Source organism: Klebsiella sp. BDA134-6 (assembly GCF_015601345.1).
GTDB classification, from domain to species: domain Bacteria; phylum Pseudomonadota; class Gammaproteobacteria; order Enterobacterales; family Enterobacteriaceae; genus Klebsiella; species Klebsiella grimontii.
In genome coordinates this window covers 4215321-4227750 of record NZ_CP064784.1, presented here as the reverse complement: position 1 = coordinate 4227750, position 12430 = coordinate 4215321, and the positions used below count along the sequence as shown (strand labels likewise).

Genomic DNA, 12430 nt, shown 5'->3' with positions numbered 1-12430 from the left:
CTTTTTTCACGCCGTAAAAGTGCAACAGGAGTCAAAAATGGAAATGACCAATGCGCAGCGTCTGATTCTGTCGAATCAATACAAAATGATGACGATGCTCGATCCGGACAACGCTGAACGCTACCGCCGCCTGCAGACCATCATTGAGCGTGGATACGGGCTGCAGATGCGCGAGCTGGACCGCGAGTTTGGCCAGCTTACCGAGGAAACGTGTCGTACTATCATTGATATCATGGAGATGTATCACGCGCTGCATGTCTCCTGGACAAACCTGAAGGACGCCAGCGGGATTGACGAGCGACGGGTCACCTTCCTCGGCTTCGACGTGGCGACCGAAGCCCGCTATCTCGGTTATGTCCGCTTTATGGTTAACGTTGAAGGGCGCTACAGCCACTTTGACGCCGGTACTCACGGCTTTAACTCCCAGACCCCGATGTGGGAAAAATACCAGCGCATGCTGAGCACCTGGCACTCCTGCCCGCGTCAGTACCATTTAAGCAGTAACGAAATTAACCAGATTATCAACGCCTGATGGAGGTTCCCGTGCAGTGTAAAGGTTTCCTGTTTGATCTTGACGGGACATTGGTCGATTCGTTGCCGGTTGTGGAGCGTTCGTGGTGCAAATGGGCGGATCGATTCAGTATCCCTCATGATGAGGTGTTGAACTTCATTCATGGCAAACAGGCGATAACCTCATTACGTCATTTTCTTCCCGGCCGCAGCGAAGAAGAGATTCAGTCCGAGTTCGTCTGGCTGGAAAAGGTCGAAGCAACGGATACGGATGGCGTAACGGCGCTGCCGGGAGCGGTGGCGTTGCTGAGGACACTTGATGACGTGGGGATTCCGTGGGCGATAGTGACGTCAGGTTCGATTCCCGTCGCCCATGCTCGTCACCGCGCTGCGGGGCTGCCTGAGGCTGAGGTTTTCGTCACCGCCGAGCGCGTAAAGCACGGGAAACCCGCTCCGGACGCCTATCTGCTGGGGGCCGAGCTGTTAGGGCTGGCGCCGGGAGATTGCGCCGTGGTGGAGGATGCCCCTGCCGGGCTGCTCTCTGGGCTGAATGCCGGTTGTCGGACTATCGCGGTCAATGTGCCCGCCGATGCGCCGCGTCTTGATGAAGCTGATTTGGTGTTAACGACGCTTGAAAATCTGCTGGTTGAGCGCCTGCCTGACGGCAATGTGAATGTTAGCCTTAAAGATTAATCTCATGATTTAGCCCCGCGCCGGCGGGGCTTTTTTATGCCAAACTTCCAACTCCATCTTCTGACAAGGATAAGTTGTGAACGGTGAACTGATTTGGGTGTTATCTCTTCTTGCCGTAGCCGTCGTACTCTTTGCCACCGGAAAAGTGCGCATGGACGCTATCGCGTTGCTGGTGATTGTCGCTTTTGTCCTTAGCGGCACTTTAACGCTCAGCGAGGCCTTCTCGGGATTTAGCGATCCCAACGTTATCCTTATCGCCGCGCTTTTCATTATTGGCGATGGGCTGGTGCGTACCGGGGTTGCCACCAAAATGGGCTCCTGGCTGGTAAAGGTTGCCGGTAATAGCGAAACCAAAATGCTGGTCTATTTAATGCTAACCGTTGCCGGATTAGGCGCTTTTATGAGCTCGACCGGCGTGGTGGCCATTTTTATTCCCGTGGTGCTCAGCGTGTCAATGCGCATGAACACGTCACCTTCGCGGTTGATGATGCCGCTCAGTTTTGCCGGACTTATTAGCGGGATGATGACTTTGGTGGCAACACCGCCCAACCTGGTCGTCAACAGCGAGCTGTTACGCGAAGGGCTGCAAGGATTCAGCTTTTTTAGCGTCACGCCTATAGGCCTGGTGGTGCTGGTTCTGGGCGTTTTCTATATGCTGGTGATGCGCTTCATGCTAAAGGGGGACGAAGGCGAACAGGTCCGCGATGGCCGTAAGCGAAGCACCTTCCGCGATCTTATCAAAGATTATCATCTCACGGGGCGCGCGCGTCGCCTGGCCATTCGCCCCGGCTCGCCGATGATTGGCCAGCGCCTGGACGACCTGAAGCTACGCGAACGCTATGGGGCGAACGTTATCGGCGTTGAGCGCTGGCGGCGCTTCCGGCGGGTTATCGTTAACGTTAACGGCGTATCGGAGTTCCGCGCCCGCGACGTTTTGCTGATCGACATGTCGGCCTCCGATGTGGATTTACGCCAGTTCTGTGGCGAGCAAATGCTGGAGCCCATGGTACTGCGCGGCGAATACTTTTCCGATCAGGCGCTTGACGTAGGGATGGCGGAAGTCTCTCTGATCCCGGATTCCGAACTGATTGGCAAGACGGTGCGCGAAATCGCCTTTCGTACCCGTTTCGATTTGAACATTGTGGGTCTGAAACGCGATGGCAAAGCTCTTGACGGCGCGGTCACCGATGAAGCTTTGCAGCTTGGCGATATCATGCTGGTGGTGGGGAACTGGCGGCAGATAGCCCTGCTGGCCAAGCGAGGTCGTGACTTTGTGGTGCTGAATATGCCCATTGAGGTCAATGACGCCTCGCCGGCGCACAGCCAGGCGCCGCATGCGATTTTCTGTCTGGTGCTGATGGTCGCGCTGATGCTGACTGACGAAATTCCGAACCCCATAGCGGCGATCGTGGCCTGTCTGCTGATGGGTAAATTCCGCTGTATTAACGCCGAAAGTGCCTATAAAGCCATTCACTGGCCGAGCATTATTTTGATCGTCGGGATGATGCCTTTTGCTCTGGCGCTGCAGAAAACCGGCGGCGTTGATCTGGTGGTACAGGGATTAATGGACGTGGCGGGAAGTAAAGGACCGTACCTGATGCTTGGCTGTCTGTTTGTGATGTGCGCGGCTATCGGCCTGTTTATATCCAATACCGCCACCGCGGTGCTGATGGCGCCCATTGCGCTGGCCGCGGCAAAGTCGATGGGCGTTTCGCCTTATCCTTTTGCGATGGTGGTCGCCATGGCGGCCTCGGCGGCGTTTATGACGCCGGTATCGTCGCCGGTGAATACCCTGGTACTGGGGCCGGGTAAATATTCATTCAGCGATTTTGTCAAAATCGGCGTGCCGTTTACTATCCTGGTGATGGTGGTGTGCGTTCTGCTGATCCCGATGCTGTTTCCGTTCTGATTCAGCAACGTTCTTCCCCGGTCAGGCTGAGGCTGGCCGGGGAGTGATTATTTTATAAAGGCGAATCCTGGCTGATTTCATCGAGCGAAAGGTGGAAGCTCGGCACGAAAACATGCATAAAGTAGTCCATCTCAGCGCTGCGGCGCGATTCCAGCGTTTTCTCAAGGCGGCCTTTGGCCAGCAGAAATTCATTATTCCCCGCCGATAGTTCTTCCAGACACTTCAGGTAGGCACAAAGCGCATCGGCCTGCTTAACAAGGGATTTTTCCTCTTCGCTGTAGTGCTGTTCGTCGATGAGCGGCTCAAAAATATCGCGCAGTTCATCAGGAACCATATCGACCAGCTTCTGCTGGGCGATTTTCTCGATGGCTTTGTATTCTTGCGCGATCTGCGAGTTGAAATATTTTACCGGCGTCGGCAGGTCGCCGGTCAGGACTTCCGAGGCATCGTGATACATCGCCAGCAAGGCAATGCGCTCGGCGTTAACCTGACCGCCAAATTTACGATTTTTGATCGCCGCCAGCGCATGGGCCACCATCGCGACCTGTAAGCTGTGTTCGGAGACGTTTTCGGTGCGCACATTACGCATCAGCGGCCAGCGGTTGATCAGTTTCAGGCGGGAGAGGTGGGCAAAGAAATGACTCTGACTCATTAGGAACCCTTAATCAGTTACGACGTCGGGTGACATTGTGCGCAGGGATTGCCGCCGGATGCAAATCCCGGCGGCTGGGTAGATGCAATCAGAGCTGGTGGTAGCCGGAAAGGAAACGGCCGAAACGGGTAATTGCCATTTCAAGATCGTCTTCGCGCGGAAGGGTCACAATACGCACGTGGTCCGGCCACGGCCAGTTAAAGGCGGTACCCTGAACCAGCAGGACTTTTTCCTGTAGCAGAAAATCGAGCACCATTTTTTGGTCATCGTGAATATTAAAGCGCTTAGCGTCGATTTTCGGGAACATATACAGCGCGCCTTTCGGCTTGGTGCACGATACGCCTGGAATGTCGTTAATCAGCTCCCAGGCGCGATTGCGCTGTTCATATAAACGCCCGCCTGGAACAATAAATTCGCTGATGCTCTGATAGCCACCGAGAGCGGTTTGGATCGCATGCTGGGCCGGGACGTTGGCGCACAGGCGCATAGAGGACAGCATTTCCAGGCCTTCGATATAGCCTTTTGCGTGTTTCTTCGGCCCGTTAAGCACCATCCAGCCCTGGCGAAAGCCGGCAACGCGGTAGGTTTTTGACAGGCCGTTAAAGGTCACGGTGAGCAGGTCCGGGGCCAGCGGCGCAATTGAGTGGTGCTGCGCCTCATCATAGAGGATCTTATCGTAGATCTCATCGGCGAAAATAATCAGATTATGCTGGCGGGCGATCTCGACGATCTCCATCAGCAGCTCTTTTGAGTAGACCGCGCCGGTTGGGTTATTCGGGTTGATAATCACGATACCGCGGGTACGCGGGGTGATTTTCGCGCGGATATCGTCGAGGTCCGGGAACCAGTCGGATGACTCATCGCAGAGATAATGCACCGCTTTACCGCTGGAAAGCGCGACCGCGGCGGTCCAGAGCGGATAATCCGGCGCCGGAACCAGCATTTCATCGCCGCTGTTCAGCAGCGCCTGCATGGCCTGAACGATAAGTTCGGAAACGCCATTGCCGATATAAATATCTTCGACCGTCACATCGCGCATGCCGCGAGCCTGGTAATGCTGCATGATGGCCTTACGTGCGGAATAGAGGCCCTTTGAATCGCTATAGCCCTGGGAAGTCGGGAGATTGCGGATGACGTCAACGAGGATTTCGTCAGGCGCGTCAAAGCCAAACGGCGCTGGGTTGCCGATGTTCAGCTTCAGGACTTTGTTGCCTTCTTCTTCAAGGCGTTTTGCCTCTTTCAGAACCGGGCCGCGGATGTCGTAACAGACGTTATCTAACTTGCTGGATTTTTCGATGGGGGACATGAACCTTGACCTTTTAGCTGTTATCGCCACTCCCTGCCGTGGAAGTCAGCACGGAATAATGTACTCCGCATCCCCGCTGTTTTGAAGGGTTAACAGGAGAAGATTTTGCTATTCATATTTTTTGGGATTAATTGATTTCTCTGGTGGGGTAGTGTTTTGTTTATACAATAAACCTTCAATGCTTTCATTGGTGGTCATAAATTGTGTTCTTTTCTAATTCTATAAACGTTTATCTGGTTTGTTGATTTGACGGGAATGCGTGCTTATTTCTTGCGCAAAAGCCGCGTCACTTTCTTATGTACGTTTAATTCACAATACACAGAATGTGTTAACAACTTTACCAGGTATTTTTAATGAAAAGCATTTAATTGATAAATGGGTTTTATTTTATGCAAGGAATATTCTTAGGTTTGTAATTTAATTAAAGCGCTGGTCAGCATTTAAAATTGCCTGAGATAATACTGATTAACGCTTATAAATATTGTGGTTTTCGGTTAGAATAACATCGTTAATACTGATATATGACTATGCCAGGTAGCCTGTTTCTTTATTAATACATTGTTATTGCAGGTTTTTGTTATCTTCCTGAGCGCTATGGCAAAGTTTGTCGCTGGTGCAGATGCAGGCAATGGTCATTGACGGCTATTTTTTGCGTCTCATCACAAAAAACAATGCGCCGTAATTAAAAGCGCTCAGGCATACGAGCAAAATATTACTCTGAAATTCCGCGCATTTGCTGCTGATGAGTGCTTTCTAATGCAATAACGTTCGTCCAGTTGTTCATCCGTCTGTCTGTGGCGGGTAACGCGAAGCTTAAGGATTAGCCGGAAGCCTGGAGCACAGCATCAACAAGGCAGGTCAGCATTAGCCGCCTGAATGTGAAGCAAATATGATAAATGAAAATCGTTCGATACTAAATTTAGACCTCGACCTCTTGAGAACCTTTGTTGCCGTCGCCGATCTCAATACATTTGCCGCTGCTGCCGTAGCGGTATGCCGGACTCAGTCAGCGGTAAGCCAGCAGATGCAGCGGCTGGAGCAACTGGTTGGCAAAGAACTTTTTGCTCGCCACGGGCGCAATAAGCTTCTGACCGAGCAGGGCATTCAGCTGTTGGGCTATGCGCGGAAGATTCTGCGTTTTAATGATGAAGCCTGTATGTCGCTAATGTTTGGCAGCCTGCAGGGAACGCTGACAGTGGGAGCCTCTGATGAGACAGCAGATACCATTTTACCGTGCCTGTTAAACCGGATTGGTAGTTTTTATCCCAGGCTGACGCTGGAAATCAAAGTCCTCAAACACCTTGATATCGTCGATATGTTGAAGAGTGGGGCAATCGATCTTGCGCTGACCACCCGACAAACCCAGGGGTCTGACATGCTGACGCTGCGCACGTCGCCAACGCTGTGGTACTGCGCAGCGGATTATGTCCTCCCTCAGGGCGAGTCTGTCCCGCTTGTTTTGCTGGATGCCCCGGATCCGTTTCGGGAAGAGATCGTAGAGGTACTCAACGCCGCCGGCATTATGTGGCATCTTTCCCATGCGGCAAGCTCAATGGCGGGGGTGAAGGCGGCGGTGAAAGCCGGGCTTGGCGTAACCGCGCAACCGGTAGAGATGATGAGCCCCGAATTTCGCGTACCGGGCCGGAGTGATGGTTTACCCGTGCTGCCGGATACCCGCTACATGCTGAACTGCAATCCGCAGAAGGCAAGCGAGCTGACGCAGGCCATTTTTCAGTCGCTGAGCGCAGAGTACCAGCCGTGGTCCACGCCACGCGTTTATACCCCTGAAGGGGGAGATAATTCCCTTATTTCCTGAGCGGGAAAAGCTAACAAACATCACAAAAACTGGTAACAAAATGTAAGTGTAAAAACGAACCCCAGACGTGTGAAATCGCCGCTGCGGTTCGTTTTTTTCAAATTTTATTGATTAATAGAAAGTTTTGTTGATATCTTTTGAGCTAAATCAGTAAGTTAGAACTGCTCCTCCTCTCATTTCTCGACTTTTCTCTGCACTTTCAATACTTCCTGCTAATGTTAAAAAACCATCTGGTTTGTTGCTGTTTTCTTGGTTGAATTAACAAAAGCGTGTCGCAGATCAAGAAAATACCCCTCCTTAGGGGGAGGAATCGTGTCTGAATCCTGTCAAAATAGGCGGGTCATTTTGATTTACGGCGGAAACGGACACGATTCAACAACACTAAAGCCGAACAGTATGCAAGGTTATTCCGCATGAAAGGGCATTTAATGTTAATGAAAAAAATCCAATGTAAATTAATGTTGTGAAAACTTTTGTTAAAGTTGACAAAAGGTTAATGAAAGGAGTAAAAAGCCACCGCAACTGGCCTTCCACATCACCCAGGGACGCTTTTTTGCACGGCTATTTTTTTATTCCTCCCCGTGAAACGCTGTGGCGTTCATCTGCCAGTAAGAGCAGAGGGTTTTAGCGCTACACTTTTTTGGTTAAGCAATGCGTATGTCAACATCCACTGAAGTCATCGCTCATCATTGGGCATTCGCTATATTTCTCATCATCGCTATCGGCCTGTGCTGCCTGATGCTCGTCGGCGGCTGGTACCTTGGCGGACGCGCGCGCGCGCGAAGCAAGAACACGCCGTTTGAATCCGGGATCGACTCCGTCGGTTCGGCTCGCTTACGTCTTTCTGCGAAGTTTTATCTGGTTGCCATGTTCTTCGTTATCTTTGACGTGGAAGCCCTGTATCTCTACGCATGGTCGACCTCTATCCGTGAAAGCGGTTGGGTCGGCTTTGTGGAAGCCGCAATTTTCATTTTAGTGCTACTGGCTGGTCTGGTTTACCTCGTTCGTATTGGCGCTCTGGACTGGACGCCTGCGCGCTCCCGTCGCACGCTGGTTAACCCGGAAACAGACAGTCCCACTAACCGTCATACGCAGTAAAAGCGAGGCAATAAGATGGATTATACGCTCACCCGCATCGATCCTAACGGTGAGAACGACCGTTACCCCCTGCAAAAACAGGAGATCGTAACCGACCCCCTGGAGCAAGAAGTCAACAAAAGCGTGTATATGGGGAAACTCGAACACGCCTTACATGACATGGTTAACTGGGGCCGTAAGAACTCAATCTGGCCTTACAACTTCGGCCTTTCTTGCTGCTACGTGGAAATGGTGACGTCATTCACCGCGGTGCATGACGTTGCGCGCTTTGGTGCAGAAGTATTACGTGCCTCCCCGCGTCAGGCTGACCTGATGGTGGTCGCCGGCACCTGCTTTACCAAAATGGCGCCGGTCATTCAGCGTCTTTATGACCAGATGCTGGAGCCGAAGTGGGTTATCTCGATGGGCGCATGCGCCAACTCCGGCGGAATGTACGATATTTACTCTGTCGTGCAGGGCGTGGATAAGTTTATTCCGGTCGATGTTTACATCCCGGGCTGCCCGCCGCGTCCGGAAGCGTATATGCAGGCGCTGATGCTGCTGCAGGAATCCATTGGTAAAGAACGTCGTCCGCTCTCTTGGGTGGTAGGCGATCAGGGCGTTTATCGCGCCAATATGCAGTCGGAACGCGAGCGTAAACGCGGCGAACGTATTGCAGTGACCAATCTGCGGACTCCGGACGAGATTTAACTTGCGCCTGCGGGCGGGATGAAAACTTCGCAAATCAATCTACTACAGCGCGAAGTCTCGCCGGCAGTCACCACGGACCTTTTGCAATGGTGAACAATATGACCGATTTAACCGCGCATGACGCCGCACCAGCCTGGCAAACCCGCGATCACCTTGATGACCCGGTGATCGGCGAACTGCGCAACCGTTTTGGGCCGGATGCCTTTACCGTTCAGCCCACCCGCACCGGCGTTCCGGTGGTTTGGGTGAAGCGCGAACAGCTGCTTGAGGTGGGTGATTTCCTGAAGAAGTTGCCGAAGCCTTACGTGATGCTGTTTGACCTGCATGGCATGGACGAACGTCTGCGCACGCACCGCGATGGTTTACCCGCCGCGGATTTTTCCGTTTTCTATCACCTGATTTCAATCGACCGCAATCGCGACATCATGCTCAAGGTTGCATTGTCTGAAAACGATCTGCATCTGCCGACCTTCACCAAACTGTATCCGAACGCCAACTGGTATGAGCGTGAAACCTGGGAGATGTTTGGCGTCACCTTCGATGGTCACCCGAATCTGCGCCGCATCATGATGCCGCCGACCTGGGAAGGCCACCCGCTGCGTAAAGACTACCCGGCGCGTGCAACCGAATTTGACCCGTTTGAGCTGACCAAAGCCAAACAGGATCTGGAAATGGAAGCGCTGACTTTCAAACCGGAAGAGTGGGGCATGAAGCGCGGGACCGAAAACGAGGACTTTATGTTCCTTAACCTCGGCCCGAACCACCCCTCCGCGCACGGTGCGTTCCGTATTATTTTGCAGCTTGATGGCGAAGAGATCATCGACTGCGTTCCGGATATCGGCTACCACCACCGCGGCGCTGAGAAGATGGGTGAGCGCCAGTCCTGGCACAGCTACATTCCGTATACCGACCGTATTGAGTACCTCGGCGGCTGCGTTAATGAGATGCCGTACGTGCTGGCGGTGGAGAAACTGGCGGGAATAACCGTGCCGGATCGCGTCAACGTCATCCGCGTAATGCTTTCCGAGCTGTTCCGTATCAACAGCCATCTGCTGTACATCTCCACCTTTATCCAGGACGTCGGGGCGATGACGCCGGTGTTCTTTGCCTTTACCGACCGCCAAAAGATCTACGATCTGGTGGAAGCGATTACCGGCTTCCGTATGCACCCGGCCTGGTTCCGTATCGGCGGCGTCGCGCACGACCTGCCCCGCGGTTGGGATCGCCTGCTGCGCGAATTCCTCGAGTGGATGCCGAAGCGTCTGGATTCCTATGAAAAGGCCGCGCTGCGCAACTCCATCCTGATCGGTCGTTCGAAAGGGGTTGCCGCCTACAACGCCAAAGAAGCGCTGGAGTGGGGCACCACCGGCGCGGGCCTGCGCGCGACCGGCATCGGCTTCGACGTGCGTAAATGGCGTCCTTATTCTGGCTATGAAAACTTCGACTTTGAAATCCCGACCGGCGGTGGCGTCTCCGACTGCTACACCCGCGTGATGCTGAAAGTGGAAGAGCTGCGCCAGAGCCTGCGCATTCTTCAGCAGTGCCTCGATAACATGCCGGAAGGCCCGTTCAAGGCGGATCACCCGCTGACGACGCCGCCGCCGAAAGAGCGTACGCTGCAGCATATCGAAACCCTGATTACGCACTTCCTGCAGGTTTCCTGGGGCCCGGTCATGCCGGCGCAAGAATCCTTCCAGATGATTGAAGCGACCAAGGGTATTAACAGTTACTACCTGACCAGCGACGGCAGCACCATGAGCTACCGTACCCGCGTGCGCACGCCAAGCTTCGCACACCTGCAGCAGATCCCGGCCGCTATTCGCGGCAGTCTGGTCTCCGACCTGATTGTCTATCTGGGTAGTATCGATTTTGTTATGTCAGACGTGGACCGCTAATTATGCACGAGAATCAACAACCACAAACCGAGGCTTTTGAGCTGAGTGCGGCAGAGCGTGAGGCGATTGAGCACGAAAAGCACCACTACGAAGACCCGCGTGCGGCGTCCATTGAAGCGCTGAAGATCGTTCAGAAGCAGCGCGGTTGGGTGCCGGACGGCGCAATCTACGCTATCGCCGATGTGCTGGGGATCCCGGCCAGCGACGTAGAAGGCGTGGCGACCTTCTATAGCCAAATATTCCGCCAGCCGGTAGGCCGTCACGTGATTCGCTACTGCGACAGCGTGGTGTGCCATATCACCGGGTTCCAGGGCATTCAGTCGGCGATCGAGAAGAAGCTGGATATCAAACCGGGTCAAACTACCTTTGATGGCCGCTTCACTCTGCTGCCGACCTGCTGCCTGGGCAACTGCGACAAGGGGCCGACCATGATGATTGATGAGGACACTCACAGTTATCTGACGCCGGAAGCGATTCCTGACCTCCTGGAGCGGTATAAATGAAAACCATTATTCGTACTGCCGAAACCCATCCGTTAACCTGGCGTCTGCGCGACGACAAACAGCCGGTATGGCTGGATGAATACCAGAGTAAAAACGGCTACGCCGGGGCGCGTAAAGCGCTCTCCGGCATGGCGCCGGATGAAATCGTCACTGCGGTAAAAGACGCCGGCCTGAAAGGGCGCGGCGGCGCGGGCTTTTCCACCGGTCTGAAGTGGAGCCTGATGCCGAAAGACGAGTCCATGAACATCCGTTACCTACTGTGTAACGCCGATGAAATGGAACCGGGCACCTATAAAGATCGCCTACTGATGGAACAGCTGCCGCACCTCCTGGTGGAGGGCATGCTGATCTCCGCGTTCGCGCTGAAAGCCTACCGCGGCTATATCTTCCTGCGCGGCGAATATATCGAAGCGGCGCAGCACCTGCGCCGGGCCATTGCCGAAGCGACCGAAGCGGGTCTGTTGGGTAAAAATATCCTTGGCACCGGTTTTGACTTCGAACTGTTTGTGCACACCGGGGCAGGGCGCTATATCTGCGGCGAAGAAACCGCGCTGATCAACTCACTCGAAGGCCGCCGCGCCAACCCACGTTCGAAGCCGCCGTTCCCGGCCAGCTCTGGCGTCTGGGGGAAACCGACCTGCGTAAACAACGTTGAAACCCTGTGCAACGTTCCGGCGATTCTGGCCAACGGCGTCGAGTGGTATCAGAACATCTCTACCAGTAAAGACGCCGGCACCAAGCTGATGGGCTTCTCTGGCCGAGTGAAGAACCCGGGCGTCTGGGAGCTGCCGTTCGGCACCACCGCGCGCGAAATTCTGGAAGATTACGCGGGCGGCATGCGCGATGGTCTGAAGTTTAAAGCCTGGCAGCCGGGCGGCGCGGGCACTGACTTCCTGACCGAAGCGCATCTCGACCTGCCGATGGAATTCGAAAGCATCGGTAAAGCGGGTAGCCGTCTGGGCACCGCGCTGGCGATGGCGGTTGACCACGAAATCGGCATGGTATCGCTGGTGCGCAACCTTGAAGAGTTTTTCGCCCGAGAGTCCTGCGGCTGGTGTACGCCCTGCCGTGACGGCCTGCCGTGGAGCGTGAAAATTCTGCGCGCTCTCGAGCGTGGCGAAGGCCAGCCGGGGGATATCGAGACGCTTGAGCAGCTGTGTCGATTCCTCGGTCCGGGTAAAACCTTCTGCGCGCACGCGCCGGGTGCGGTTGAGCCGCTACAGAGCGCGATTAAATATTTCCGCGAAGAATTCGAAGCTGGCATTAAACAGCAGTTCAGCAATACCCATGCAATCAACGGGATTCAGCCGAACCTGCTTAAGACGCGCTGGTAATGTATCCACAAAATCATTCAGGTT

Annotated in this window: 11 protein-coding genes; 9 read left to right on the top strand and 2 right to left on the bottom strand. The window is 54.1% G+C overall.

The window, feature by feature from the left end; genetic code table 11:
* The first annotated feature begins 37 nt into the window (after positions 1–37).
* The 3 genes from IYV58_RS19395 to IYV58_RS19385 all read left to right on the top strand — a co-directional run bounded on the left by IYV58_RS19395 (position 38) and on the right by IYV58_RS19385 (position 3112).
* Positions 38–532: a YfbU family protein gene (locus tag IYV58_RS19395; protein WP_004123152.1), complete on the top strand. Its 495-nt coding sequence runs from the start codon at positions 38–40 to the stop codon at positions 530–532.
* Between the two features lie 11 nt (positions 533–543).
* Positions 544–1203 carry a sugar phosphatase gene (locus IYV58_RS19390; protein ID WP_032742182.1) on the top strand — a complete coding sequence of 220 codons (660 nt, stop codon included), beginning with the start codon at positions 544–546 and terminating at the stop codon, positions 1201–1203.
* Between the two features lie 76 nt (positions 1204–1279).
* Positions 1280–3112, top strand: a complete 1833-nt coding sequence (locus IYV58_RS19385; protein WP_004123147.1) for an SLC13 family permease — start codon at positions 1280–1282, stop codon at positions 3110–3112.
* A gap of 52 nt (positions 3113–3164) precedes the next feature.
* Here IYV58_RS19385 and yfbR read toward each other — a convergent pair whose 3' ends face one another.
* Entirely contained in the window at positions 3165–3764 is a 600-nt protein-coding gene (gene yfbR, locus IYV58_RS19380; RefSeq protein WP_004123145.1) for a 5'-deoxynucleotidase, read from the bottom strand.
* A gap of 88 nt (positions 3765–3852) precedes the next feature.
* Positions 3853–5070 (bottom strand): alanine transaminase AlaA, encoded by a 1218-nt coding sequence (alaA, locus tag IYV58_RS19375; RefSeq protein WP_004123143.1) that lies wholly within the window; start codon positions 5068–5070, stop codon positions 3853–3855.
* A gap of 889 nt (positions 5071–5959) precedes the next feature.
* Between alaA and IYV58_RS19370 the strand changes: the two genes are divergently transcribed.
* From IYV58_RS19370 to nuoF, 6 genes are all read left to right on the top strand, one after another.
* Positions 5960–6886 (top strand): LysR family transcriptional regulator, encoded by a 927-nt coding sequence (locus tag IYV58_RS19370; protein ID WP_004123142.1) that lies wholly within the window; start codon positions 5960–5962, stop codon positions 6884–6886.
* Between the two features lie 651 nt (positions 6887–7537).
* A complete protein-coding gene (gene nuoA / locus IYV58_RS19365; RefSeq protein ID WP_004123140.1) occupies positions 7538–7984 on the top strand; it encodes an NADH-quinone oxidoreductase subunit NuoA in 447 nt (148 codons plus the stop codon).
* A 15-nt stretch (positions 7985–7999) separates the two neighbouring features.
* Complete coding sequence (gene nuoB / locus IYV58_RS19360) at positions 8000–8674, top strand: NADH-quinone oxidoreductase subunit NuoB (protein ID WP_002913178.1); 675 nt, start codon at positions 8000–8002, stop codon at positions 8672–8674.
* Between the two features lie 86 nt (positions 8675–8760).
* A complete protein-coding gene (gene nuoC / locus IYV58_RS19355; RefSeq protein WP_004123133.1) occupies positions 8761–10569 on the top strand; it encodes an NADH-quinone oxidoreductase subunit C/D in 1809 nt (602 codons plus the stop codon).
* A gap of 2 nt (positions 10570–10571) precedes the next feature.
* The gene (gene nuoE, locus IYV58_RS19350; protein WP_004104075.1) at positions 10572–11072 is read left to right on the top strand and encodes an NADH-quinone oxidoreductase subunit NuoE; all 501 of its coding nucleotides are present in this window, start codon (positions 10572–10574) and stop codon (positions 11070–11072) included.
* Positions 11069–12406, top strand: coding sequence for an NADH-quinone oxidoreductase subunit NuoF (nuoF, locus tag IYV58_RS19345; protein WP_112165583.1), 1338 nt, complete (start codon positions 11069–11071; stop codon positions 12404–12406). Before nuoE ends, nuoF begins: the two co-directional genes overlap by 4 nt.
* The last annotated feature ends 24 nt before the right edge of the window (positions 12407–12430 follow it).